Source organism: Bradyrhizobium sp. BRP23 (assembly GCF_020194135.1).
In the GTDB taxonomy this organism is placed as follows: domain Bacteria; phylum Pseudomonadota; class Alphaproteobacteria; order Rhizobiales; family Xanthobacteraceae; genus Bradyrhizobium; species Bradyrhizobium yuanmingense.
On the sequence record NZ_JADYVW010000002.1, the window covers coordinates 146,977 to 170,151 of the forward strand.

Sequence of the window (23,175 nt, forward strand, 5' to 3'; positions counted from 1 at the left end):
TCTGCGATAGCGCAGCAATGCCGCAGGCTCAACCGGCGAGCGCGGTCCTCAGCATCTTGGCGAGCTCGGACTTGCGGTAGGGCTTGGCCAGCAGCAGCACGCCGGAATCGAGCCGGCCGTGATGGACGATGGCGTTCTCGGTGTAGCCCGAGGTGAACAGCGTCTTCAGGTCGGGGCGGCGCTTGTGGGCTTCGTCGGCCAGCTGGCGGCCATTCATGTTGCCGGGCATGATGATGTCGGTGAACAGCAGGTCGATGGTCTCGTCGCTGTCGATGATATTGAGCGCCTCGGCGCCGTTGGCGGCCTCGAGCGCGGTATAGCCGAGGCTCTTGACCTGCGTCACGACATACTGCCGCACCAAGGCATCGTCCTCGACGATCAGGATCTTCTCGTTACCGCCGGTGATTGGCGCATTCTGGAGCGATTCGAACTCGGTCTCCTGCACACCGGTCGAGCGCGGCAGGTAGATCTTCACGCTCGTGCCGTGGCCTTCCTCACTGTAGATCTTGATGTGCCCGCCCGATTGCTTGACGAAGCCGAACACCATGCTGAGGCCGAGGCCAGTGCCCTTGCCAACCTCCTTGGTCGTGAAGAAGGGATCGAACACCCGGTCGATCAGCTCGGCAGGAATTCCGGTGCCGGTGTCGCTGACCGCGATCATCACGTAATTGCCGGCAACGACGTCGGGGTTCATGCTGGCATAGCCGTCGTCGAGGAAGATGTTGCGGGTCTCCAGCACCAGGGTGCCGCCCTCGGGCATGGCGTCGCGCGCGTTCAGCGCGAGATTGAGGATCGCGGTGGAGAGCTGGCCCGGGTCGACCAGTGTCGGCCAGGCATCCTCGGTGAGCTGCGGCATGATGGTGATCTGCTCGCCGAGCGTCGGATGCAAGAGCTTGGCGGCTTCGAGCGCCAGTGCGTTGACGTCGATCTCGCGCGGCTGCAGCGGCTGCTTGCGGGCGAAGGCGAGCAGGTGCTTGGTCAGCTGCGCGCCGCGCTCGGCGGCGTCGTCGATCAGCTTGGTTATCGCGGCAAGATCGGGCCGGTCGGCGACCGCGTCGCTGAGAATGCCGATCGTGCCCGTGATCACGGTCAGCACGTTGTTGAAGTCGTGGGCGACGCCGCCGGTCAATTGGCCGATCGAGTCCATTTTCTGGACCTGCCGGAGCTGGGCTTCGGCGGCCTGCTTGTCGGTGAGGTCGCGGCCGATGAAGAAGTGGCGTTTCACCGGCTCGGACCAGGTGCCCATCCAGTTCAGCGTGACCTCGTGACCGTCGTAATGGTAGTAGCGCGCCTCGAAGCTGCGCTTGACCGCGCCGCGACGGGCCGCGCGCATCTCGCTCCGCGTCTTCTCGAGATCGTCGGGATGGATGAACTCGATCGCGCTGTGCCCGACCATGTCCTCGGGGCTGTAGCCGAGAATGTTCTGCACGCTCGGGCTGACCTGGACGAAATTGCCGTAGCCGTCGGTGACCAGGATCAGGTCCTGCGATGTCTCGAAAATCCGCTGGCGTTCCTCGGTCTCGCGGCGCAGCTTCTCTCTAGCCTGCTTTTCTTCCGTGATGTCATGGGCGATCTTGGAAGCGCCGATGATCTCTCCATCGTCGGTCCGCAGCGGCGAGACGTTCAGGACGACGTCGAGCGGGCGGCCGTCTTTGCGGATTCGGACCGTCTCGTGCTGGGCGATCGATTCATTGCTGGCGATCTGGTTGAGGGTGCTTCTGATCTCGCCCTTGCGATCCGGCGGCACGATGATGTCGATCGGCTTGCCGACGGCCTCGGCGGCGGAGTAGCCGAATAGGTTTTCGGCGGCCTTGTTCCAGCTGGTGATGATGCCGTCGAGCGACTTGGTGATGATCGCGTCATTGGAGGATTCGACCACGGCGCCGTACAGCGCGAGGCGCTTGCCGAAATAGTCGCGTTGCGAGGCCGATTGCTGGCGCAGCTTTCCGACGAGGCCCACTGTATGCGCCTGGAGGCGGACATTCTCGATCAGAAGCACCGCGAGCACGAAGGTCGCCGCGGCGAGGCCGTAGAGCCGGCCGGCATAGAATCCGAGATCGAAGCGCGCGACGTTGACGATCGCCGACAGGGCGATGTCGAACAGCCAGGCGCACATGACCACCATCAGCCAGATGTCGATCACCGTATGCGGCCTGCGGAACCAGAGCGAGACCAGCGCGGCAAAGCTCAGCGACCACACGAAGGACACGACGCCGATCATGGTCGCCGTGTAGCGGCCCTCGCTCAACAGGACCGGCAACAGATCGTGCTGCGCGGTGACGATCCAGGCGAAGACCGCCATCGCGGCGACAACGCCGAGCCCGCAGGCATAAATCGCGGTGCTTACCGCGCCGCGGATCCGGGGCCCACCGTCTTTCTCCTTCAGCCAGGCATATGCCATCACGCAGAGCGGAAAGCCGGCGTGCCAGATCATGTAGAGCCACACCGTGGTCTGTCGGCCCGCGCCCAGGAGTCCGGTCGGGGTGAACAGCCCTGGGAAGGTGAGGGCATGAACCAGCGCCGCCGCGGCGGTGAAGAGATAGCCGCTGGCGAGCCACAGCAGCGCGCGGGTGCGCAGGATCGCAAATTGCGACAGCAGCAGCACTGCCGTGACGATGTCGCTCACGGCCAGCGCGGATTGATAGCTGGCGACGAAGGCTGGCACCGGCAGGAGCGGGGTACCGGCGAAGGGCACGGCTGCGGCGAACAGGAGCGAGGACACACCGACAATCGTCAATGCTGCAGTGCGGTCGGCCGACGTGGCCGGCAGGGTCGACAGAAATGTGCTTCGGTCGATCGGCGCAGGCACGTCCATTTCGCGCGAGTCGATGGGCTTGAGCATCTCCGCTAGTCTCATTCGCCGGCAGTCCGTTCATCGTAGCGGGTTCTGGGCGCAGGTGGTCACGGAACCGGTTTACGACTCAACCGAGGGTTACAGCTTACCTAATTTCGGTGAGAGCACGGAACAGGGATTGGTAAGGGGCACTTTACTGGGCGGTGTCATAATGCCCTGCCGCTGCGGCCGGTTCCAGGCTTGAAACAGGCGATTTTGATTTCGAGATCGGGAGTTTGCCCATGCCCCGCGTTCTCATCATCGACGACCAGAAGGACGTCCGCGCGATGGTGGCGATCGTGCTTCGGGTCAACCATTTCGAGGTCGTGGAGGCCGAAACCGGCGCGGCGGGGCTGAAGGCCTTTGCGGAAAGCCGCTTTGACGCGGCGATTGTGGACATCTTCCTCGGTGATACCAGCGGCGTCGACGTCATCACCGCCTTGCGCGAACGCGCGCCGGCGCTGCCGGTGATTGCGGTATCCGGGATGACGGCACTCGATTTCATGGACCAATCGCCCCACCTCGCCAACGTGGTCGGCCTGCAAAAGCCGTTTCGGCCGAACGATCTGCTGCAGGCCCTGCGGAAGGCCCAGGCCGCGGCCGGCGACGAGATTTCGGCCGCGGTCTGACCGGCAAAAGAACGCCCCGGCAAGCCGGGGCGTGGTCGCGATGGCGGGAGTCTTCGGGCGATCGCTGATCGGGATCCCCGAAGAGCATTCTCGATCAAGAGCCCTTGGCGCCGAGCTCGGCGTAATTGCCCTTGGCGTCCCACTTGTAGACGACATAGTCGATCTGCTTGAGGTCGCCCTTGGCGTCAATTTCGATCGGGCCGAGCACCGTGTCCCACTTGCCGGCCTTGATGGTCTCCATGACCTTCTTGGCGTCGGTGGTGCCGGCCTTCTTGACCGCCTGCGTCCAGACCTGCAGCGCAGCGTAGGTATAGAGCGTATAGCCTTCCGGATCGATGCCCTTGGCCTTGAACGCCTCGACGATCTTCTTCGCGGTCGGCTTGTTGCGCGGGTCGGGACCGAAGGTGAACAGCGTGCCTTCGCCGGCGGGACCGGTGATGGAGGCGTACTCCTTGTCCGCGAGCGCGTCGCCCGACATCAGCACCGTCTTCATGCCCTGATCGCGCATCTGGCGGAGGATGAGGCCGGCTTCCTGATGGTAACCGCCGACATAGACGAGCTCGACATTGTCCTTCTTCAGGCGCGAGACGATCGCGTTGAAGTCCTTGTCGCCCTTGTTGTAGGATTCGTACATCTTCTCGGTGATGCCGGCCTTGTTGAGCGCCTTCTTGGTCTCGTCGGCAAGACCCTTGCCGTAAGTGGTCTTGTCGTTGAGGATCGCGATGTTCTTGCCCTTGTAGTTCTTGGCGATGTACTGCGCGGCGATCAGGCCCTGCTGGTCGTCGCGGCCGCAGACTCGCGCCACGTTCCACAGCTTGCGCTCGGTGAAGAGCGGGTTGGTCGAAGCCGGGGTGATTTGCAGGACGTTGCCGTCCGCATAGGCTTCAGAGGCCGGGATCGAAGACGACGAGCAGAAATGGCCGGCGACGAACGGGATCTTGGCGCCGGCGATCTTTTCCGCGATCGAGCGGGCCTGTTTCGGATCGCAGGCGTCGTCCTCGGCGTTGAGCGCGAGCTTCTTGCCGTTGACGCCACCGGCGGCGTTGATGTCGGCGACGGCCATCTCGGCGCCGTTCTTCATCTGGCGGCCGAAGGCGGACTCGCCGCCGGTCATCGGGCCTGCGACTGCGACGGTGACATCCTGCGCGAATGCCGCGCTCGATAGCGCGAGCGATGCGCCGAATGCCAGACCGATGAGCTTCAGTGATTTCATGAGATACCTCGCGGGTGGTCGCCTGTGGAAGTTGCCGGGCATGCCCGGTTCAAACCGGCGCCATTCTTGAATGAATTCGAGGAGAAGTCACCGGCAAAATACGGGCATACGCCAAGATATCTAGCCGCATTCTCGCGCAGGGCGGGGCCGGTCAGTGCCGGCCGCCTTCCAGATAAGCGGCGCGGATTTCGGGGCGCTGCAGCAATTCGGCGCCGCTGCCGGCCAGCGTGATCAGGCCGTTGACCATGACATAGCCGCGATGGGCCAGCTTGAGGGCGTGGTTGGCGTTCTGCTCGACGATCAGCACGGTCAGGCCGTCCTGCCGGTTCAGTGTGCGGATGGCGTCGAAAATCTGCCGCGCGATGAGCGGGGCGAGCCCCAGCGAGGGTTCATCGAGTAGGAGCAGGCGAGGGCGGCTCATCAAGGCGCGGCCGATCGCCAGCATCTGCTGCTCGCCGCCGGACAGGGTTCCGCCGCGCTGGGCGAAACGTTCCTTCAGGCGGGGAAACAGGGCGAACACGCGCTCGAGTGTGCTCTCCCGTTCCGCCGGCGTGCTCTCAGTGACGTCGGCCCCCATCTGGAGGTTCTCGGCGACGCTCATGCGCGGGAAGATGCGACGGCCTTCGGGCGACTGCGCGATGCGCAAATGGGCGATCTCGTGGGTCGGGACGGCCGTGATGTCCTTGCCCTCGTACAGGATCTGCCCGGCGCGGGCGCGCGGCTTGCCGAAGATCGTCATCATCAGCGTCGACTTGCCGGCGCCGTTGGCGCCGATCAGCGCCACGATCTCGCCGGAATTGATGTCGACGTCGACGCCCTTCAAGGCCTCGATCTTGCCGTAGGCCGCGCGCAGGCCCCGGATCGCGAGCAGGGGGGATGCCGCCGTCACGATCCGCTCTCCATCACGGCCATGGCCTCTTCCTCGTCGGCGCCGAGATAGGCGGCGATCACCTTGGGATCGTCGCGCACCTCGCGCGGCGTGCCTTGTGCGATCTTCACGCCGTGATCCATCACCACGATGTGGTCGGAGATCTCCATCACCACCGACATGTCATGCTCGATCAGGAGGATCGACGTTCCCAGGTCGTTGCGGATCGAAAGCAGGAGCTCGTTCAACGCGGCGCTCTCTCGCGCGTTGAGGCCGGCAGCCGGTTCGTCGAGGCACAGCAGTGCGGGCTCGGTGCACATCGCGCGCGCGATCTCGAGGCGGCGCTGATCGCCATAGGCGAGATTGCCGGCGGCGTCGTCGGCGCGGTCCAGCAGGTTGACCCGCTTCAGCCAGTCGGAGGCGAGATCAATCGCGCGCTTTTCTGCGTCGCGATAGGCGGGCGCGCCGACAAGGCCGAGCAAGGTGAAGCCCGAGGCGCGCATCAGCATATTGTGCTGCGCCACCATCAGGTTTTCGAGCACGGTCATCCCGGGAAACAGGCGGATGTTCTGGAACGTGCGCGCGACCTTGGCCTGTTTGGCGATACGGAAGTCGTTGAGCCGCTGGAGCGCGATTTCCTTGCCGTCATCGTGGGTGAGGCGGATGGCGCCGCCGGTCGGCTTGTAGAAGCCGGTGATGCAGTTGAACACCGTGGTCTTGCCGGCGCCGTTCGGCCCGATCAGCGCGGTGATCTTCTTCCGCTCGGCGGCGAACGAGAGATCGTGCACGGCGACGATGCCGCCGAAGCGCATCGTCAGCCGGTCGACGCTGAGGATCTTGTCGCCGCTCATCCGTGTCCTTCCTTGACGAGGTCGGAGGAGATGGCCTGCGCCTTCTTCAGATAAACGGTCGGCGCGCGATGGCCGACCAGGCCGCGTGGCCGCCAGATCATGATCAGCACCATGGCCCAGCCGAACACCAGCATACGATAGGTCTCGAGGCCGCGGAACAGCTCGAAGCCGCCGATCATCGCCAGCGCGGCGAGCGCGACGCCCAGCTGCGAGCCCATGCCGCCGAGCACGACGATGGCGAGCACCAGCGCCGATTCCTGGAAGGTAAAGGATTCCGGGCTGATGAAGCCCTGGCGGGTGGCGAAGAACGCACCGGCGAAGCCGCCGAACATGGCGCCGGTCGCAAATGCCGTGAGCTTGGTCGTCGTGGTGTTGATGCCGAGCGCGCGGCAGGCGACCTCGTCCTCGCGCAAGGCTTCCCAGGCACGCCCGATCGGCAGCCGGCGCAGGCGGATCGTCGCCCAATTGGTGAGCAGCGCCAGCGCCAGGATCAGATAGAACAGGAAGACGATACGGTGGGTCGCCGAGTACTCGATGCCGAGCTTGGCGGCCAGCCCATCGTCAGTGTTGCTCAGCGGAATGCCGAACAGGGTCGGACGCGGAATACCGGATACGCCGTTCGGTCCGCCGGTCAGATCCTGCCAGTTGATCAGGACGAGGCGGATGATCTCGCCGAAGGCGAGCGTCACGATGGCGAGATAGTCGCCGCGCAGGCGCAGCACGGGGAAGCCGAGCAGCACGCCCCAGAATGCGGCGAGGATGCCGGCGAGCGGCAGGCAAATCCAGAACGACCAGCCGAAATTGGTGGCGAGCAGCGCGTAGGAATAGGCGCCGACGGCATAGAACGCGACGTAGCCGAGATCGAGCAGGCCGGCGAGCCCGACCACGACGTTGAGGCCCCAGCCGAGCATCACATAAGTGAGCACGAGAATGGCGAGGTCGAGGATGTAGCGCTGGTTATAGAAGATCACGGGCACCAGCAGCGTGAAGATCAGCAGCGCGGGCGCAAGGTAGCGGCCGACCAGCGACACGCCCTTCTGCAACGCTGGCGGCACCAGCTGCTCGGTGCCGGCCGGGCCGATCCATTGCCTGAGCAGCTCGATCACGATCGAGCCGCCGAACACCGCGGCGACGAGGGAGGCGAGCTCGCCGAATCGCGTCCAATAGGTGAGCTGGCCGTCGGAGCCCGCCTCGGTGCGGACGCCCACCATCAGCGAGAACAGCACCAGCGCGATCACTGCGTTGATGAAGGCGGTCTTGAGGAGAGCGGGGATGCCCGTTGCAGGTTTGGTCGTGTGGGTGGAGAGAGCTGTCACGCGCGTCAGACTTTTTCGACTTCGGGACGGCCGAGCAGGCCGGTCGGCATGAAGATCAGCACGACGATCAGGATCGAGAACGCCGCAACGTCCTTGTACTCGACCGAGAAATAGGCCGACCAGAACGTCTCGATCAGGCCGATCGCAAGGCCGCCGAGCATGGCGCCGGGCAGCGAGCCGATGCCGCCGAGCACCGCGGCGGTGAAGGCCTTGATCCCGGCGACGAAGCCCATGAAGAAGTCGACCAGGCCGTAATAGAGCAGGTACATCAGACCCGCAACGGCGGCGAGCGCCGCGCCGATCACGAAGGTCATGGAGATGGTGCGGTCGACGTTGACGCCGAGCAGCGCTGCCATGGTCTGATCCTGCTCGCAGGCGCGCATGTCGCGCCCGAGCCGGGTGTTCGACACCAGCCAGGTGAAGATCGCCAGCAGCACGATGGTGGTGATGACGACGATGATCTGGATGTTGGAAAGCTGGATGACGAAGCCGTCCGCGCTTTCATGCAGCGTATAGCCGCCGGTGATGACCGGCGGGATCGGCTTGACCCGGGCGCCTTGCGCCACTTGCGAATAATTCGTCAGCACGAAAGACATGCCGATGGCCGACAGCATCGGGGCGAGGCGGAAGGAATGGCGCAGCGGCCGGTAGGCGATGCGCTCGATGGTCCAGCCATAGAGCGCGGTGATCGCCATCGAGACCAGCAGCACCACGAGCAGGATCAGGGGAATGGCCGTGAGGCCGAGCGAGATCAGGATCAGGAAGGTGATGAGGGCGATGAAGCCGCCGATCATGAAGACGTCGCCATGGGCGAAGTTGATCATGCCGACGATGCCGTAGACCATCGTGTAGCCGATCGCGATCAGGCCGTAGATCGAGCCGAGCACGAGGCCGTTGATGAGCTGCTGGGCGAAATAATCCATAAGCTGCCGTACCCAAACTTGACGCGGCTCAAAGGGAGCTCTTGCAGAGAGTTCTTGGGCCCCGGCAGCCCTTGAGCATTTGGGTTTTGTAACAGGAGGGAACTGGCGGCTGCAACTGGCCCGGTCTCCACCTTAAGGCTTGTACAGAGATCATTTCGGCGCCGGGTTCCCTGGGTCCTGCGAGGAACCCGGTTCCCGAGGCAACCAAAGTGGATGCCGGCCGTTGTCTCCCCTCTGACGTCCAACAAGGGAGTTTCCCCGAATGACGAAGCAGCAGAACCAGAATCCGGGTCAGCAGAATCAGAATCCCGGCCAGCGCAATCCGCAGCAGGGTGGTGGCCAGAAACCCGGACAGCAGCAGCAGGACCCGCGCCAGGGCGATCGCCCGGGCCAGCAGCAGGGCGGCCAGCGCGACCAGGAATAGCGAGTTTGGGAGCCCAGGAGTGAGGAGAGGCCCCGCCGGAAGGCGGGGCCTTTTTTCTCGGGGCAATCGTTTGCCCGTCATTCCGGGATGGTGCGTCAGCAGCAGGCCCGGAATCTCGAGATTCTCAGGTGCGCAATTGCGCACCATAGTTCGGCTCCTGCGAGCCGCCCCGGAATGACGAAAGCGGGCGGGCAGTTAAGGTAAACAAAGGGTTTAAATTGCCGCCACAGTCTGATGCGAGTTAGCTCCGGCATCGCCGCCGCCTTCCATCGAAGGCTCGGCAAATCAGGCGGGAAGCGGCATGTTCAGGAATTGGCGGATCGGCTCGGTCAACGGCGCGCTGCTGGCGGCCTATTTCATTCCCGTCTGGAGCCTCATAGCCTTCAGCATCATTGTCGCGCCCGTGCGCGGCCTCTACGAGCGGCCGAGCGTCGCGGTGGCGCTGTACCTGAGCGACCATCTGCAGATGGCGGGCATGGACACGGTGCGTGCCGCCTGGCTGCTGGCGCTCGGAAGGCTGACCGTGGTGGCGTTCTTTGCAATCTACCTCGTGCTGCTCTGTATTCCCCGCACCCGCAAGGGCGGCGGCAGTGACGAGGCGCTCGGGATTGCGCTGGCGATCGGCAGCCTGATCTCCTTTGCCAGCATGGTGATGGCCTCGAAGGTCGGCGAGATGGCCGCGCTTCGGCTCCACGCCACCGAGCTCCTGATGCTGCTCGGTGCCGCCGTCGTGCTCGTGATCGAGAAGCCGGAGGCAGCGTCGAAGGCGGCCGAGGTCGCCGCACCGCCGAATCTTCAGCCTCTAGGTCTTGAGCAGGCCGAGCTCCTGCACAATCGCTGAGGCTTCCTTGACGGCGTGGTTCGCCGCCGGCACGCCGCAATAGATCGCCTGCTGCAGCAGGATCTCCTTGATGTCATCGGGCGTGAAGCCGCCCTCGGCCAGTGCCGCACGCACGTGCAGGCGGAATTCGTCCCATTGCCCGAGCGCGACCATGGTGCCGATCACCAGCACCCGCCGCGTGCGCTCGTCGAAATGCGGCCGCGTCCAGATCTCGCCCCAGGCGTAGCGGGTGATCAGGTCCTGGAAGTCGGTGTTGAAGGCATTGCGGTTCGCGATCGACTTGTCGACCCAGGCATTGCCCAGCACCTTGCGGCGCACATTCATGCCGGCATCGCGGCGCTTCTGGTCGTCCATTCCATCCTCCTCTTTCGTCATTGCGAGCGCAGCGAAGCAATCCAGACATGTGTCCGCGGAGACGGACTGGATGCTTCGTCGCTACGCTCCGCGCAATGACGGTTGTTGCTAGCGCTGCGTCAGGAACCCCACCACCGCATCCGTGAACGCATGCGGCTGCTCGACGTTCGAAATGTGCGCGGCGTCGATGATCGTCATGCTGGCGCCGGGAATGCTGGAGCGGATCAATTCGGCCGCCGAGATCGGCGTCGCCACGTCGTGGCGGCCGGCGATCACCAGCGTCGGACTCTTGATTTTCGGCAGCAGCGCGCGCTGGTCGAGCGTCGACAGCGCCTCGCAGCAGGCGAGATAGCCCTCGACAGGCGAGGCGAGCAGCATCGACTTCATCTTCGCGGTGATCGCAGGCTCGCGCTCGCGGAAATCCTGGGTGAGCCAGCCCGCGATCACGGCATCCGCGACCGCGGCGATGCCTCCCTCCTTTACCGCCTTGATGCGGTTGTGCCAGTTTGTTGGATCGGGATAGTAGCAGGACGTGTTGGCGAGGATCAGCTTGCCGAACCTTTCGGGCGCATTGGCGCCGAGCCATTGCCCGACCATGCCGCCCATCGACAGGCCGCACCAATGCACCTTCTCGATGTTGAGGTCGTCGAGGATCGCGAGCACGTCGCGGCCGAACCGCTCCATCGTGTAGGGGCCAGGCGGGACGTTCGACTTGCCGTGGCCGCGGCGATCGTAGCGGATGACACGGAACACCTGCGTCAGCGCCTTCATCTGCGGCTCCCACATCTGCAGCGTGCAGCCGAGCGAGTTCGACAGCATCAAGGTCGGCCCGCCGTCGCGGCCCTCGACGGAGACGTTGAGCAGGCATCCGTCGGCATCGATCATGGGCATGCGGCGTCTCCGTTCTTAATCTTGATCGAGGTTGTCGAGCAGCCGGTCGATCAGCGCCTGTGACGCCCCTTGATAGGCCATCGGCTCGAACAATGCCGCAATTTTTTCCGGCGAAAGGTGCGCGATGACTTGCGAATCGGCCGACAGCACCTCGCGCAGATGCTTCTTCTCGGCGACGGCACGCTTGCTCGCGGCCTCGACGAGATGATGCGCGTTGCTCTTGCCGATGGCTTCGGCGAGCGCGAAGGTGACGGCCTCGGCCATGATCAAGCCATGCGTCGCATCGAGATTGCGGAGCATGCGCGCCGCATCGACCTCGAGACCCTCGGCGATGTCGACGACGGCAGCCAGCGCGCCTGATGTGACCAGCATCAATTGCGGCAGCGTCGGCCATTCCGCGTGCCAGGGACCGGCACTGCGTTCGTGGTCCTGCACCTGGGCGGCGAAGATCGTCGCGGCGAGCTGCGGGGCCATGGTGGCAGCGCCCAGCGCGCTTGCGGCGGCGACCGGGTTGCGCTTGTGCGGCATGGTCGAGGAGCCGCCGCGGCCTTCGCCGGCGGGCTCGAACGCTTCGGCGACGTCGGTCTGCATCAGCAGCGAGACGTCGCGCGCGATCTTGCCGCAGCTGCCGGCGAGAATGGCAAAGCAGGATGCGGCCTCGGCGATGCGGTCGCGATGGGTATGCCAGGGCGCCTCGGGCAGCGGCAGGTCGAGCTCCTGCGCCAGCCGTTCGGCCACCGCGAGCCCCTTGTCGCCGAGCGCAGCGAGCGTGCCGGCGGCGCCGCCGAATTGCAGCGCGAGGCCCTCGCGGGAGAGCCGCCGCAGGCGGCAGCGGGCGCGGGCAAGGCTCGAGGCGTATTCGGCGGTCTTCAGCCCGAACGGCATCGGCAGCGCATGCTGGAGCCAGGTCCGCGCCACCATCGCGGTGTTGCGATGGCTGCGCGCCAGCGCGGCAAAGCCCTTGATGGCACGGCTGAGGTCGGCATCCAGCGCCGCGATGCCGGCGCGCAGCATCAGCATGGTCGCGGTGTCGATGACGTCCTGGCTGGTCGCGCCCCAATGCACGTAGCGCGCGGCCTCCGCGTCATTCTTGCCAACATTGGCGGTCAGCATCTTGACTAGGGGAATCGCGAGATTGCCCGACCGCGTCGCGGCCTCGGCCAGTGCGGCCATGTCGAAGCCATCGGCCTTGCACGCCGCCTCGATTGGTCCGATGGCGGATGCGGGAATCACCGCACTGGCCGCCTCGGCCCGTGCCAAGGCTGCCTCGAAATCGAGCATGTTCTGCAAGGTCGACCGATCGTCGCAGACCACGCGCATGGCGGCGCTCGACAGCATCGGTGCGAGCAGGGGGGAGATGGATGTGCTCATGTTGCGCGCGACCTAATCATCATGGCCCGGCCGTGCCAATCCCCCACCGCCCGCACACGTCATTTTGCAGTTGCGAATATGCATTGCACGTGACCGGGCGCCGGCCTTTTCTTTGCCGCGCCGCTGCGTTACTTGATCAGCACTATAGTTACGCGATCCGGGAGGCACCCTCATGGCCATGACGATGAACGGCGAAGTCCAGCTTGCAGCGCCGCGCGAGGCCGTGTGGGCCAAGCTCAACGATCCCGAGGTGCTGAAGGCCTGCATCCCCGGCTGCGAGGAGCTGGAGAAGACCGACGACGGCGGCTTCCGCGCGACGGCGAAGATGAAGGTCGGCCCGGTGTCGGCGCGCTTCAAGGGCAAGGTCACGCTGTCTGATCTCGACCCGCCGAACGGCTACAAGATCTCCGGTGAGGGCGAAGGCGGGGTGGCCGGATTCGCCAAGGGCGGTGCGGCCGTCAAGCTCGCCGAGAAGGACGGCGGCACGCTGCTCTCCTACGACGTCGAGGCGCAGATCGGCGGCAAGTTGGCGCAGCTCGGCCAGCGCCTCATCAACGGTGCCGCCAAGAAGCTTGCCGACGAGTTTTTCGCGAACTTCGCCAAGGCCGTACAGGGCTGAAGGTCCAATGCCTTTAGGGTAGCGCCTTCGGCATGGCGCCTTGCGCCCGGGGCGATGTTGCCCCGGGGCATAATGGCCCATATGATGGGTTGGAATAATTATAAGAACCGCTTCGACGGGACCCGTCGGGGTGCTGACAGAGAGTGCTTATGGCAAAAATCTCCCTCATCGTGAACGGCAATCCAGTCACCGCCAATGTCGATCCCCGCACGCTCCTGGTGCAATTCCTGCGCGAGAATCTGCGGCTGACCGGCACCCATGTCGGCTGCGACACCTCGCAGTGCGGCGCCTGCGTCGTGCATCTCGACGGCAAGGCCGTGAAGTCCTGCACCACGCTTGCGGTGATGGCCGATGGCCACGAGGTCAAGACGATCGAGGGGCTGGCTGCGGACGGCGCGCCGCTGCATCCGATGCAGGAGGCCTTCCGCGAGCACCATGGCCTGCAGTGCGGCTTCTGCACGCCCGGCATGATCATGACTGCGATCGACATCGTGCACCGCAAGGGCCACGAGCTCGACGACCACACCATTCGCGAGGAGCTCGAAGGCAATCTCTGCCGCTGCACGGGCTACCAGAACATCGTCGCCTCGATCTCCGCCGGCGCGAAGGCGATGGCCAAATCCGACCTCGCGTAACGCGCCTCCCGCGATCAGGACATACAGATGTACGAATTCAAATATCATCGCCCTGGGACCGTTCGCCAGGCGGCCAACCTCCTGGTGAAGAACGAGGACGCCAAGGTGATCGCCGGCGGCCACACGCTGATTCCCGTCATGAAGCAGCGCCTCGCCAGTCCCCCGCATCTGGTCGACCTCTCCCACATCGAGGGGCTCAATGCGATCGAGATGAAGGGCCGCTCGCTCGTGATCGGCGCCACCGCCAAGCATGCCGAGGTCGCGACCTCCGCCATCGTCGGTGAAGCCATTCCGGCGCTGGCGAACCTTGCCGGCGGCATTGGCGATCCCGCCGTGCGTCACAAGGGCACGATCGGCGGCTCGCTCGCCAACAACGATCCGACTGCCGATTATCCGGCCGCGGTGCTCGCGCTCGGGGCCACCATCGTCACCAACAAGCGCCGCCTCAAGGCGGAAGAGTTCTTCCAGGGCCTGTTCACGACCGCGCTCGAAGCGGATGAGATCATCACCAAGGTGATGTTCCCGCTGCCGAAGAAGGCCGCTTACGTCAAGTTCCGCAACCAGGCCTCGCGCTATGCGCTTGTCGGGGTGTTCGTGGCGCGGCGTCCTTCGGACGTGCGCGTTGCGGTCACCGGTGCGGGCTCCGAAGGCGTGTTCCGCGTCACCGCATTCGAGGAAGCCTTGAAGAAGCGCTTCGCCTCGAAGGCGCTGGAGGGCATCGCGGTACCGGCAGAAGGCCTCAACAGCGACATCCACGGCAGCGCCGAATACCGCGCGCATCTCATCGGCGTGCTGACGCGGCGCGCCGTCGATGCCGCCAATGCCAAGGAATGAGCTGACCTCATTCCTCGGTCCAGACCTGTCCCCGGTGAGGGCGTAGCGAGACTGGCTTTTCCATGACTTCAGCGGCCACTTCTTCCGGTGCTTTGCCGGCATCGGTCGATGCGATGCTCGAACTCCTGACGTCGCGCGGCTATCTCGCTGAGCGCTCGCTGGCGACGGTGACGTATCTGTCGCTGCGTATGGGCCGACCGCTGTTCCTGGAAGGTGAGGCCGGCGTCGGCAAGACCGAGATCGCTAAGGTGCTCTCGGCGGCGCTGGGGCGGAAGCTGATCCGCCTGCAGTGCTATGAAGGCCTCGACGTTTCCTCCGCGGTGTATGAGTGGAACAGCGCGTCGCAGATGATCGCGATCCGGATGGCGGAAGCCGCGGGCGACACTGATCGCGATCAGCTTTCGAGCGATATCTTCGCCGACCGCTACATGATCAAGCGGCCGCTGCTCCAGGCGCTGGAGCCTGATGTCGCCGGTCCGCCGGTGCTGCTGATCGACGAGCTCGACCGTGCCGACGAGGCGTTCGAAGCCTACCTGCTCGAAATCCTCAGTGACTTCCAGGTGACCATCCCTGAGTTCGGCACCGTGAAGGCGCCGCATCCGCCGATCGTCATCATCACCTCCAACCGTACCCGCGAGATCCACGACGCGCTGAAGCGGCGCTGCCTCTATCACTGGGTCGACTATCCCGCTGCCGAGCGCGAGCTCGCGATCGTCAAGACACGTGTGCCCGGCATCTCCGCCAAGCTGTCGCAGCAGGTCGTGCGCTTCGTGCAGGCACTGCGCAACCAGGACTTCTACAAGTCGCCGGGCGTTGCCGAGACCATCGACTGGGCCACCGCGCTGTCGGAGCTCGATGCCCGCTCACTGACCCCGCAAGTGGTCGGCGACACGCTGGGCGCGCTGCTCAAGTACCAGGACGACATCACCCGCATGCAGGGCGACACGCTGCAGAAGGTGCTGAAGGACGCGACGAGCGAGAATTGATCTCGCGCGTCATTCCGGGGCGCGCGTTAGCGCGAACCCGGAATCCATCGGCCGCAGAGTTGGTGGATGAATGGATTCCGGGCTCGATGCTGCGCATCGCCCCGGAATGACGACCGAGGGTGCTGAACCAATGGCCATCAACCACCTTGCTCCCGAAAAGACCGAGCAATTCGCCGACAACATCGTGGGCTTCGCACGCGCGCTGCGTGCGGCCGGCCTGCCGGTCGGGCCGGGCGCTGTCATCGATGCCATGAGCGCGCTGCAGGTGATCGACGTCGGCAGCCGATCCGACGTCTTCACCACGCTGGAGGCGATCTTCGTCAAGCGCCATGAGCATGCGCTGATCTTCAAGCAGGCTTTCAACCTGTTCTTCCGCGCCTCGGAAGAATGGAAGCACATGCTGGATTCGGTGCCGCTGCCGGACGAGGCCAAGAAGAAGCCCCAGGCCGGCGCCCGCCGCGTCCAGGAGGCGATGGCGCAGCCTCGCATGACCGAGACGCCGCAGCACCAGGAGCAGGATCTGCGCCTGTCGGTCTCCGACAAGGAGATCCTGCAGAAGAAGGATTTTGCGCAGATGAGCGCGGCGGAGATCGCCGAGGCGCTCCGTGCCATCGAGCGGATGAGGTTGCCGCAGGCCGAGCTCTTGACGCGCCGGCGCCGGCCCGATGCGCGCGGCCTGCGCCTCGACCTCCGCCGCACGCTGCGCGCCTCCTTGCGCACCGGCGGCGACATCATCGACATCCATCGCCTCGGGCGCATCGAGAAGCCGGCGCCGATCGTGGCGCTGCTCGACATCTCGGGCTCGATGAGCGAATACACCCGTCTGTTCCTGCACTTCCTGCATGCGATCACGGATGCTCGAAAGCGCGTTTCGGTGTTCCTGTTCGGCACCCGCTTGACGAATGTCACCCGTGCGCTGCGCCAGCGCGATCCCGACGAGGCGCTGGCGAGCTGCTCGGCCTCGGTCGAGGATTGGGCCGGCGGCACCCGCATCTCGGCCTCGCTGCATAACTTCAACAAATTGTGGGCGCGGCGGGTGCTGAGCCAGGGCGCCATCGTGCTCCTGATCTCCGACGGGCTGGAGCGGGAGGCCGATTCCAAGCTCGCCTTCGAGATGGACCGGCTGCACCGGTCCTGCCGGCGGCTGATCTGGCTGAACCCGCTGCTGCGGTTTGGCGGCTTCGAGGCCAAGGCGCAGGGCATCAAAATGATGCTCCCCCACGTTGACGAATTCCGCCCGGTACATAATTTGAGTTCGATCCAGGAGCTGATCACGACGCTCTCCCAGCCGCTGCCGCCGCATCACCGCAGCCTGATCCGCTCCGCAGCTTGAGAGGCCAGCCATGCTCGATCGCGACGAGGACATCCTGAAGGCGGCGGAGGACTGGCAGAAGGCCGGCCGTGGCGTCGCACTGGCGACAGTGGTGGAAACCTGGGGCTCGGCGCCGCGCCCGGCGGGCTCGAGCCTCGTTATCAACGACGAAGGCACGTTCTTGGGGTCCGTCTCCGGCGGCTGCGTCGAGGGCGCGGTGGTTACGGAGGCCATGGATGTGATCCAGAGCGGCAAGCCGAAGATGCTGGAGTTCGGCGTCGCCGACGAGACCGCCTGGAACGTTGGGCTGTCCTGCGGCGGCACCATCCGCGTCTTCGTCGAGAAGGTCGGTTAGCCGTGAAGCTCGACATCCTGCACGAACTCAATGCCGAACGCGCCGCGCGCCGGCCGGTCATCCTGGTGACGGACACCGAGAGCGGCGAGCAGCGGCTGGTGAAGGCGAAGGATTTCGCCAAGGATCCGCTGCGCGCCGAGCTCGAGAAGCAGCTTCGCATAGGCAAGAGCGCCAATGTCGAGGCCGGCGGCAAGAAGCTGTTTCTCAACGTCTACGCCCCGACGGCAAAGCTCGTCATCATCGGCGCGGTCCATATCAGCCAGGCGCTCGCGCCGCTGGCGCGCTCGCTCGGCTATGACGTCACCGTGGTCGATCCGCGCACGGCCTTTGCGAGCCCCGAGCGCTTTCCCGACATTCCGTTGATCGCCGAATGGCCTGATACTGCGCTGCCGCCGCTCAATGTCGATGCCTACACCGCGTTCGTGGCGGTGACGCACGATCCCAAGATCGACGACCCCGCGCTGCTGCACGCCTTCGAGCGCAACTGCTTCTATATCGGCGCGCTCGGCTCGCGAAAGACGCATGCCAAGCGTGGCGACCGGTTGCGGGCGCAAGGCGCCAAGGAAAGCGACATCGCGCGCATCCACGCGCCCATTGGGCTAGCGATCGGCGCGGTCTCGCCGTCCGAGATCGCGGTGGCGATCATGGCCGAGATCACGGCCGTGCTTCGGCTGCCTCCCAAGGAAAAAGAAGAAGCGGCATGAAGTTCGGCCCGGCGAGCCCCAGGGATGCGATTGGCGGGGTGACCGTCCACACCCTGCGCCAGGGATCGCTGGTGCTGAAGAAGGGCACGACGATCGGACCTGCCGAGGTCGAGGCGCTGGAGCGCGCCGGCATCAAGGACATCGTCGTGGTGCGCATGGAGGCGGGCGACGTCTCCGAGGACGTTGCCGCCGCCAGCATCGCGCTCGCCATCGGCGGCGAGGGCATCCATGTCGAGCGCGCTTTCACCGGCCGTGCCAATCTGTTCGCCGCGCGAGCGGGCGTGCTGGTGATCGATCGCGCCGCGGTCGACCGCATCAACAACATCGACGAAGCCATCACCTTTGCCACGCTCGCCGCCTACAAGCCGGTGGTCGAGGGCGAGATGGTCGGAACCGTCAAGATCATCCCGTTCGGCGTCGAGGCGAGTTTGCGCGATGCCGCGGTGAAGGCGGCGGGCAAGGACGTGCTGAAGGTCGCGCCTTACGTGATCAAGCGCGTCGGCGTTGTCTCGACGCTGCTGCCGGGCCTGTCCACCAAGGTGATCGACAAGACGCTGCGCGTCACTGCCGAACGGCTGGCGCCAGCCGGCGCCAGCATCATCGCCGAGCGCCGGGTCCCGCACGAGGAGCAGGCGCTGTCGGCCGCGATCAAGGAATTGCTCGGCCTCGGCGCCGAGCTCGTGATCGTGTTCGGTGCATCCGCGATCGCTGACCGCCGCGACGTGATTCCGGCGGCCGTCACCGGAATCGGCGGCGAGATCGAGCATTTCGGCATGCCGGTCGACCCCGGAAATCTCCTGCTGATCGCCCGCGCCGGCGAGGTGCCGGTGCTGGGCGCGCCGGGCTGCGCGCGCTCGCCGGTCGAGAACGGTTTTGACTGGGTCTTAATGCGGCTTCTCGCCGGCATCAAGGTGACCCGCTCCGAGCTGATGGGCATGGGCGTCGGCGGCCTCTTGATGGAGATCGTGACGCGGCCGCAGCCGCGCGCCAAGCCGGAGACCGAGGGCAACCGCCAGGTCGCGGCCATCGTGCTCGCGGCGGGACGCTCGACCCGGATGGGCGGGCCGAACAAGCTGCTCGCCGAGCTCGACGGCAAGAAGCTGGTGCGCCTCGCGACCGAGCAGGCGCTGGCCTCTAGGGCATCCGAGGTGATCGTCGTCACCGGCCATCAGGCCGAGCTCGTCGAGCAGGCGCTACAAGGCCTGAAGGTGACATTCGTCCGCAATCCGGACTTCGCCGGCGGCATCGCCAGTTCGGTGAAGGCCGGCATCGTCGCCGTTCCCGAGACCTGCGATGGCGCCGTCGTGTGTCTCGGCGACATGCCGCTGATCGACGCCGGCCTGATCGACAGGCTGATCGACAGTTTCGCGCCCGACCGCGGCAATCTCATCGTCGTTCCCGTCAGCGAGGGCCGCCGCGGCAACCCCGTGCTGTGGTCGCGCCGCTTCTTCAAGGAGCTGATGACGCTCGACGGCGACGTCGGCGCGCGGCATCTGATCGCCAAGCACACTGAAGCCGTCGCCGAGGTGCCCGTCGACGGCGAGAGCGCCTTCCTCGACATCGACACGCCGCAGGCGCTGGAGGCGGCACGGCGGGGCTGAAGATGCGTAGGGCGGATTAGCCGAAGGCGTAATCCGCCGCTGTGTTTCTCCGCGGAAACAAAAGAGGCGGATTACGCTTCGCTAATCCGCCCTACGGGACTACGGCATCCTCCAAGCCTGCCGATTTCAACCACCCGTTCACCATCTGGAAACGACCGCCGCTTAGAGTTGCCGCCACCTGCCTTGGGGGGAGGGGTTTTTCCATGGCTTCGAACGTCGTCGCGCGCCGTTGCGCGATGTTTTTCCTTGCGCTGTCCGTTTTTGCATCCGGCGCGCGCCATATGACAGAAGCCCAGGCCGCCGGCGCTTTCGCGGTCGGCAAGTGCGGCGCTTATGGCCAGGCCTATGATTATGGCCACGAGGACGAGGCTCGCGCCGCCGCGCAGAAGCAGTGCAAGGGCGATTGCACCACCATGACGATGAAGCGCGCCTGCGCTGCGATGTCGGTCGATATGACCAATCCCTGCGGCGCCTACGGCTATGCCGTCAAGCCGAATATTTCCGCCTCGCTCAACGCCGCTACGCGCGAATGCTACAAATACGGCGGCAAGGAATGCGTGATCCGCGCCTGGGCCTGTGACGCCAAGGGGTGATTTTCTCTTGCTGTCGTGATCGGGCGTTGCGTAGCATCGCCTAGGGAATGACAGTGGAAGGCATACATGCAGTTCGACACCAAGATCGCGGTCGTGATCCGTACCGATCTTCAAGCCTGGCAGAAGCTGAACGTAGCCTCCTTCCTCACCAGCGGCATCGCCGCGGCCTTTCCGGAATGCATCGGCGAAGCCTATGAGGACGCCTCGGGCACGAAGTATCATGCACTGATCGGCCAACCGATCCTGATCTATGGCGCCGACGGTCCGGCGCTGTCGCGCGCGCTGGACCGCGCGCTCGCCCGCAACGTCAAGGCGGCGGTCTATACCGAAGACATGTTCAAGACGACACATGATGCCGCCAACCGCGAGGCGGTGAGGGCGGTTGCGCGTAGCGACCTCAATCTCGTCGGCATTGCGATGCGCGCCGAGCGGAAGGTGATCGACAAGATCGTCGACGGTCTCAAGTTCCATAGTTGACAGATCGAGAGCACCGCGCGGCGTCATCGGGGTGTCATGATGGACCCGCCCTTGCGCAAACATTGTGCTTTTTGACTCTCCTCAAGGGTGCGCCGGGCGGCGTCGCTATTCTGCTTCACAAAGCACAAGGAGCAGACCGATGCCGACCATGAAAGCCGCAATCGTCAAGCAATTCGGCAAGCCGCTGGTGATCGAGGACGTGCCGGTGCCGCAGCCCGGTCCGGGCGAGGTTCTGGTCAAGGTCAAGGCCTGCGGCGTCTGTCACACCGATCTGCACGCCGCCTCCGGCGACTGGCCGGTGAAGCCGGTGCCGCCCTTCATCCCCGGCCATGAAGCCGCCGGCATCGTCGCCGCGCTCGGGCCCGGCGTGAAGAATCTGAAAGTCGGCGATGCCGTCGGCGTCGCCTGGCTGCACGACGCCTGCATGTCGTGCGAATATTGCGAGACCGGCTGGGAGACGCTGTGCGAGCACCAGCACAACACCGGCTACAGCGTCAACGGCGGCTTTGCCGAATATGTCATCGCTTCGGCCGCGTTCGCCGCCAAGCTGCCGGCGACGATCGATTTCGCGGCCATCGCGCCGATCCTCTGCGCTGGGGTCACCACCTACAAGGGATTGAAGGAAACCGAGGCCAAGCCCGGCGAGTGGGTCGTGATCTCCGGAATCGGCGGGCTCGGCCATGTCGCGATCCAATACGCCAAGGCGATGGGGCTGAAGGTCGCCGCGGTTGATATCGCCGAGGACAAGTTGGAGCTGGCGCGTGAAACCGGTGCCGATCTCGCGGTCAACGCGCTGGCGGATGGTGCAGTGGAGAAGGTGCTGACGGCGAGTGGGGGAGGCGCGCATGGCGTGCTGGTGACGGCGGTGTCGACTGCTGCATTCGCTCAGGCGCTCAAGATGGTGCGTCGCAAGGGCACTGTCAGCCTCGTCGGCCTGCCGCCGGGCGAATTCCCGACACCGATCTTCGACGTCGTGCTCAAGCGCATCACCGTGCGCGGCTCCATCGTCGGCACGAGGCGTGACCTCGACGAGGCCATCGCGTTCGCCGCCGACGGCAAGGTCAAGGCCGAGGTGACCAAGGTGCCGCTCGCAGCGATCAACGACGTCTTCGACCGGATGAGGGCCGGCAAGATCGACGGTCGCATGGTGCTGGATTTTGGCTAAAGCGTTTTCGAGCGAAGTGGACACCGGTTCGCGTTAAGAAAACGCGTCAAAACAAGAATCTGGCGCTTTACCCTGGCGGCATGCCGTCGAACTTCACCAGGCCAGGGTCGAGAGGATCCCACTCATGACCGCGCGCGGCGAAGGTCACCGCCTGCGGCCTGTAGCGGGCGGGCTCGTCGAGGCTTGCCGCCCGGATCGTGAACACGTCAGGCTGCGCCGCGAAGGTCATGTAGACAGCTACGCCGCATTGTGTGCAGAAGCCGCGGGTCTTCACCTTGCCGTTGTCGGCGACCATGTCCCAGTGCCTGGCATCGCCCGTCAGCGTGACGCCGGCGCGCGCGAAGGTCGCGTACGAGCCATGGCCGCTGCCGCTTTCCCGCTGGCAGTCGCGGCATTGGCAGTGATTGCTGAAGAGGGGCTCCCCTTCAATCGAATAGCGGATCGCGCCGCAGGCGCAGCCGCCGGTATAGGGCTTCTCCACCGCAATATCTCCCACTCAACCTTCGCCGCTGATCTCGTCGAGCTTGCGAACGACCTTCTTCCAGCCGCCGCTCATCACCGTGTAGGCCGACTCGTTCCTGGGCAGGACGAAGCCCGCATGCACGAGGCGGATCCGCGTGCCGGCTTCGACCGGGGTGAGGGACCAGGTCACGACGGTGTCGAGCGGGGCGCCATAGCCGGTGTTGCGCTCGTCGCCGCCTTTCCAGGCGTAGACGAGGCGGCTGAAAGCCACGACCTCCAGAACCCGGCAATGGATCACGCCGTCCCAGTTGCCCCCCGGGGTGGTCTGGAAGGTGAAGGCCTTGCCTTCGACGGCTTCGAAGCCGGTCGGCTGCATCAGCCAGCGCCCGATCAGCTGTCCGCTGGTCAGCGCCTTCCAGATCGTCTGGGCTGTGTGAGGGAAGACCTCGTCGATGACGATGTCTCTTGTGTCGGCTTTCAACGCGGCAGCACTCACGGGTCGATCTCCTTCAAGAGGTCACGCAGGTTCCGGAAACGCTCGCGCCAGAAGACGCCGTAATGGTCCATCCAGGTGACCAGCGGCTCGAGTCCCTGCGGCGCGGCGCGGTAATAGACGTTGCGGCCCTCGGCGCGCTCGGCGACGAGGCCCGCTTGCTTCAACGATTTCAGGTGTTGCGAGACGGCTCCTTGAGTGACGCCGCTGCCGCGCGTCAGCTCGGCGACGCTGATCTCTTTGCTCTCGAACACACGCTCGAACACGGCGCGGCGGGTCGGATCGGCAAGGGCGCGCATCACGGTGGTGACGGGGTTTGGGGTGGCTTCGATCATGCCATCAAATTAGCGGATACTAATGCATTAGTCAACACTAATTCGTCTGGACAGTCGCCGCCCCCGCGCGCTCTTGACTATGACTGACCA

Annotated in this window: 26 protein-coding genes; 14 read left to right on the forward strand and 12 right to left on the reverse strand. The window is 65.1% G+C overall.

Annotated elements, in window-relative coordinates; all coding sequences use genetic code 11:
• Positions 1 to 28 precede the first annotated feature (28 nt).
• Positions 29 to 2,842: a PAS domain S-box protein gene (locus tag I6F24_RS04960; protein ID WP_036043571.1), complete on the reverse strand. Its 2,814-nt coding sequence runs from the start codon at positions 2,840 to 2,842 to the stop codon at positions 29 to 31.
• 233 nt (positions 2,843 to 3,075) lie between these two features.
• Here I6F24_RS04960 and I6F24_RS04965 point away from each other — a divergent pair, with 233 nt between their 5' ends.
• Complete coding sequence (locus tag I6F24_RS04965) at positions 3,076 to 3,462, forward strand: response regulator (protein WP_036027801.1); 387 nt, start codon at positions 3,076 to 3,078, stop codon at positions 3,460 to 3,462.
• 94 nt (positions 3,463 to 3,556) lie between these two features.
• Here I6F24_RS04965 and I6F24_RS04970 read toward each other — a convergent pair whose 3' ends face one another.
• The 5 genes from I6F24_RS04970 to I6F24_RS04990 form a co-directional block, all read right to left on the reverse strand.
• Positions 3,557 to 4,675: a branched-chain amino acid ABC transporter substrate-binding protein gene (locus tag I6F24_RS04970; protein WP_036012868.1), complete on the reverse strand. Its 1,119-nt coding sequence runs from the start codon at positions 4,673 to 4,675 to the stop codon at positions 3,557 to 3,559.
• Positions 4,676 to 4,826: 151 nt separating this feature from the next.
• Positions 4,827 to 5,564: an ABC transporter ATP-binding protein gene (locus I6F24_RS04975; protein ID WP_025037253.1), complete on the reverse strand. Its 738-nt coding sequence runs from the start codon at positions 5,562 to 5,564 to the stop codon at positions 4,827 to 4,829.
• On the reverse strand, positions 5,561 to 6,394 hold the full coding sequence (locus tag I6F24_RS04980; protein ID WP_225151247.1) for an ATP-binding cassette domain-containing protein: 834 nt from the start codon (positions 6,392 to 6,394) through the stop codon (positions 5,561 to 5,563). Before I6F24_RS04980 ends, I6F24_RS04975 begins: the two co-directional genes overlap by 4 nt.
• Positions 6,391 to 7,710 carry a high-affinity branched-chain amino acid ABC transporter permease LivM gene (gene livM / locus I6F24_RS04985; protein WP_225151249.1) on the reverse strand — a complete coding sequence of 440 codons (1,320 nt, stop codon included), beginning with the start codon at positions 7,708 to 7,710 and terminating at the stop codon, positions 6,391 to 6,393. Before livM ends, I6F24_RS04980 begins: the two co-directional genes overlap by 4 nt.
• A gap of 5 nt (positions 7,711 to 7,715) precedes the next feature.
• A complete protein-coding gene (locus I6F24_RS04990; RefSeq protein ID WP_057029507.1) occupies positions 7,716 to 8,633 on the reverse strand; it encodes a branched-chain amino acid ABC transporter permease in 918 nt (305 codons plus the stop codon).
• Between the two features lie 262 nt (positions 8,634 to 8,895).
• Here I6F24_RS04990 and I6F24_RS04995 point away from each other — a divergent pair, with 262 nt between their 5' ends.
• Positions 8,896 to 9,057, forward strand: coding sequence for a hypothetical protein (locus I6F24_RS04995; protein ID WP_192893160.1), 162 nt, complete (start codon positions 8,896 to 8,898; stop codon positions 9,055 to 9,057).
• A gap of 301 nt (positions 9,058 to 9,358) precedes the next feature.
• On the forward strand, positions 9,359 to 9,898 hold the full coding sequence (locus I6F24_RS05000) for a hypothetical protein (protein WP_036012858.1): 540 nt from the start codon (positions 9,359 to 9,361) through the stop codon (positions 9,896 to 9,898).
• Here the strand turns inward: I6F24_RS05000 and I6F24_RS05005 are convergent.
• The 3 genes from I6F24_RS05005 to I6F24_RS05015 all read right to left on the reverse strand — a co-directional run bounded on the left by I6F24_RS05005 (position 9,860) and on the right by I6F24_RS05015 (position 12,514).
• Positions 9,860 to 10,252 (reverse strand): carboxymuconolactone decarboxylase family protein, encoded by a 393-nt coding sequence (locus tag I6F24_RS05005; RefSeq protein WP_024340834.1) that lies wholly within the window; start codon positions 10,250 to 10,252, stop codon positions 9,860 to 9,862. The genes I6F24_RS05000 and I6F24_RS05005 overlap by 39 nt on opposite strands.
• A 108-nt stretch (positions 10,253 to 10,360) precedes the next feature.
• Positions 10,361 to 11,143 carry a 3-oxoadipate enol-lactonase gene (pcaD, locus tag I6F24_RS05010; RefSeq protein WP_225124767.1) on the reverse strand — a complete coding sequence of 261 codons (783 nt, stop codon included), beginning with the start codon at positions 11,141 to 11,143 and terminating at the stop codon, positions 10,361 to 10,363.
• A gap of 15 nt (positions 11,144 to 11,158) precedes the next feature.
• Positions 11,159 to 12,514: a 3-carboxy-cis,cis-muconate cycloisomerase gene (locus tag I6F24_RS05015; protein ID WP_225151251.1), complete on the reverse strand. Its 1,356-nt coding sequence runs from the start codon at positions 12,512 to 12,514 to the stop codon at positions 11,159 to 11,161.
• A gap of 172 nt (positions 12,515 to 12,686) precedes the next feature.
• Here I6F24_RS05015 and I6F24_RS05020 point away from each other — a divergent pair, with 172 nt between their 5' ends.
• The 11 genes from I6F24_RS05020 (at position 12,687) to adhP (ending at position 21,795) form a co-directional block, all read left to right on the forward strand.
• Positions 12,687 to 13,133: a carbon monoxide dehydrogenase subunit G gene (locus I6F24_RS05020; protein WP_036012850.1), complete on the forward strand. Its 447-nt coding sequence runs from the start codon at positions 12,687 to 12,689 to the stop codon at positions 13,131 to 13,133.
• A gap of 149 nt (positions 13,134 to 13,282) precedes the next feature.
• Positions 13,283 to 13,768, forward strand: a complete 486-nt coding sequence (locus I6F24_RS05025; RefSeq protein ID WP_014494194.1) for a (2Fe-2S)-binding protein — start codon at positions 13,283 to 13,285, stop codon at positions 13,766 to 13,768.
• Positions 13,769 to 13,795: 27 nt separating this feature from the next.
• A complete protein-coding gene (locus I6F24_RS05030; RefSeq protein ID WP_036012847.1) occupies positions 13,796 to 14,602 on the forward strand; it encodes a xanthine dehydrogenase family protein subunit M in 807 nt (268 codons plus the stop codon).
• 62 nt (positions 14,603 to 14,664) lie between these two features.
• Positions 14,665 to 15,588 carry a MoxR family ATPase gene (locus I6F24_RS05035; RefSeq protein ID WP_036027789.1) on the forward strand — a complete coding sequence of 308 codons (924 nt, stop codon included), beginning with the start codon at positions 14,665 to 14,667 and terminating at the stop codon, positions 15,586 to 15,588.
• 130 nt (positions 15,589 to 15,718) lie between these two features.
• A complete protein-coding gene (locus I6F24_RS05040; protein WP_225151253.1) occupies positions 15,719 to 16,921 on the forward strand; it encodes a VWA domain-containing protein in 1,203 nt (400 codons plus the stop codon).
• Positions 16,922 to 16,931: 10 nt separating this feature from the next.
• Positions 16,932 to 17,255, forward strand: a complete 324-nt coding sequence (locus tag I6F24_RS05045; RefSeq protein ID WP_025037240.1) for an XdhC family protein — start codon at positions 16,932 to 16,934, stop codon at positions 17,253 to 17,255.
• A gap of 2 nt (positions 17,256 to 17,257) precedes the next feature.
• On the forward strand, positions 17,258 to 17,959 hold the full coding sequence (locus I6F24_RS05050) for an XdhC family protein (RefSeq protein ID WP_057029513.1): 702 nt from the start codon (positions 17,258 to 17,260) through the stop codon (positions 17,957 to 17,959).
• Positions 17,956 to 19,560, forward strand: a complete 1,605-nt coding sequence (locus tag I6F24_RS05055) for a molybdopterin-binding/glycosyltransferase family 2 protein (protein WP_225151255.1) — start codon at positions 17,956 to 17,958, stop codon at positions 19,558 to 19,560. Before I6F24_RS05050 ends, I6F24_RS05055 begins: the two co-directional genes overlap by 4 nt.
• A gap of 203 nt (positions 19,561 to 19,763) precedes the next feature.
• Complete coding sequence (locus I6F24_RS05060) at positions 19,764 to 20,153, forward strand: DUF4189 domain-containing protein (RefSeq protein ID WP_057029515.1); 390 nt, start codon at positions 19,764 to 19,766, stop codon at positions 20,151 to 20,153.
• A 66-nt stretch (positions 20,154 to 20,219) separates the two neighbouring features.
• On the forward strand, positions 20,220 to 20,630 hold the full coding sequence (locus I6F24_RS05065) for a DUF2000 family protein (protein ID WP_057029516.1): 411 nt from the start codon (positions 20,220 to 20,222) through the stop codon (positions 20,628 to 20,630).
• A 139-nt stretch (positions 20,631 to 20,769) separates the two neighbouring features.
• The gene (gene adhP, locus I6F24_RS05070) at positions 20,770 to 21,795 is read left to right on the forward strand and encodes an alcohol dehydrogenase AdhP (RefSeq protein ID WP_036027781.1); all 1,026 of its coding nucleotides are present in this window, start codon (positions 20,770 to 20,772) and stop codon (positions 21,793 to 21,795) included.
• Between the two features lie 67 nt (positions 21,796 to 21,862).
• Here the strand turns inward: adhP and I6F24_RS05075 are convergent, their stop codons facing one another.
• Genes I6F24_RS05075 through I6F24_RS05085 form a run of 3 tightly spaced genes read right to left on the reverse strand, consistent with a single transcriptional unit; the run spans position 21,863 to position 23,085 of the window.
• Positions 21,863 to 22,276 (reverse strand): GFA family protein, encoded by a 414-nt coding sequence (locus tag I6F24_RS05075; protein WP_036012827.1) that lies wholly within the window; start codon positions 22,274 to 22,276, stop codon positions 21,863 to 21,865.
• Between the two features lie 15 nt (positions 22,277 to 22,291).
• Entirely contained in the window at positions 22,292 to 22,753 is a 462-nt protein-coding gene (locus I6F24_RS05080) for an SRPBCC domain-containing protein (RefSeq protein ID WP_036027779.1), read from the reverse strand.
• Positions 22,750 to 23,085: a metalloregulator ArsR/SmtB family transcription factor gene (locus I6F24_RS05085; RefSeq protein WP_036012825.1), complete on the reverse strand. Its 336-nt coding sequence runs from the start codon at positions 23,083 to 23,085 to the stop codon at positions 22,750 to 22,752. The genes I6F24_RS05080 and I6F24_RS05085 overlap by 4 nt, the downstream gene beginning before the upstream one ends.
• Positions 23,086 to 23,175: the final 90 nt, after the last annotated feature.

Bases quoted from the DNA above. Each gene is read 5' to 3' on its own strand.
- I6F24_RS05045 (WP_025037240.1), top strand. From the start codon at position 16,932: ATGCTCGATCGCGACGAGGACATCCTGAAGGCGGCGGAGGACTGGCAG.
- I6F24_RS05065 (WP_057029516.1), top strand. From the start codon at position 20,220: ATGCAGTTCGACACCAAGATCGCGGTCGTGATCCGTACCGATCTTCAA.
- I6F24_RS05060 (WP_057029515.1), top strand. From the start codon at position 19,764: ATGGCTTCGAACGTCGTCGCGCGCCGTTGCGCGATGTTTTTCCTTGCG.
- I6F24_RS05040 (WP_225151253.1), top strand. From the start codon at position 15,719: ATGGCCATCAACCACCTTGCTCCCGAAAAGACCGAGCAATTCGCCGAC.
- I6F24_RS05055 (WP_225151255.1), top strand. From the start codon at position 17,956: ATGAAGTTCGGCCCGGCGAGCCCCAGGGATGCGATTGGCGGGGTGACC.
- I6F24_RS04960 (WP_036043571.1), bottom strand. From the start codon at position 2,842: ATGCTCAAGCCCATCGACTCGCGCGAAATGGACGTGCCTGCGCCGATC.
- I6F24_RS05005 (WP_024340834.1), bottom strand. From the start codon at position 10,252: ATGGACGACCAGAAGCGCCGCGATGCCGGCATGAATGTGCGCCGCAAG.
- I6F24_RS05085 (WP_036012825.1), bottom strand. From the start codon at position 23,085: ATGATCGAAGCCACCCCAAACCCCGTCACCACCGTGATGCGCGCCCTT.
- I6F24_RS04970 (WP_036012868.1), bottom strand. From the start codon at position 4,675: ATGAAATCACTGAAGCTCATCGGTCTGGCATTCGGCGCATCGCTCGCG.
- pcaD (WP_225124767.1), bottom strand. From the start codon at position 11,143: ATGCCCATGATCGATGCCGACGGATGCCTGCTCAACGTCTCCGTCGAG.
- I6F24_RS05020 (WP_036012850.1), top strand. From the start codon at position 12,687: ATGGCCATGACGATGAACGGCGAAGTCCAGCTTGCAGCGCCGCGCGAG.
- I6F24_RS05000 (WP_036012858.1), top strand. From the start codon at position 9,359: ATGTTCAGGAATTGGCGGATCGGCTCGGTCAACGGCGCGCTGCTGGCG.
- adhP (WP_036027781.1), top strand. From the start codon at position 20,770: ATGCCGACCATGAAAGCCGCAATCGTCAAGCAATTCGGCAAGCCGCTG.
- I6F24_RS04990 (WP_057029507.1), bottom strand. From the start codon at position 8,633: ATGGATTATTTCGCCCAGCAGCTCATCAACGGCCTCGTGCTCGGCTCG.
- I6F24_RS05015 (WP_225151251.1), bottom strand. From the start codon at position 12,514: ATGAGCACATCCATCTCCCCCCTGCTCGCACCGATGCTGTCGAGCGCC.
- I6F24_RS05035 (WP_036027789.1), top strand. From the start codon at position 14,665: ATGACTTCAGCGGCCACTTCTTCCGGTGCTTTGCCGGCATCGGTCGAT.
- I6F24_RS05025 (WP_014494194.1), top strand. From the start codon at position 13,283: ATGGCAAAAATCTCCCTCATCGTGAACGGCAATCCAGTCACCGCCAAT.
- I6F24_RS04980 (WP_225151247.1), bottom strand. From the start codon at position 6,394: ATGAGCGGCGACAAGATCCTCAGCGTCGACCGGCTGACGATGCGCTTC.
- I6F24_RS04965 (WP_036027801.1), top strand. From the start codon at position 3,076: ATGCCCCGCGTTCTCATCATCGACGACCAGAAGGACGTCCGCGCGATG.
- I6F24_RS04995 (WP_192893160.1), top strand. From the start codon at position 8,896: ATGACGAAGCAGCAGAACCAGAATCCGGGTCAGCAGAATCAGAATCCC.
- I6F24_RS05030 (WP_036012847.1), top strand. From the start codon at position 13,796: ATGTACGAATTCAAATATCATCGCCCTGGGACCGTTCGCCAGGCGGCC.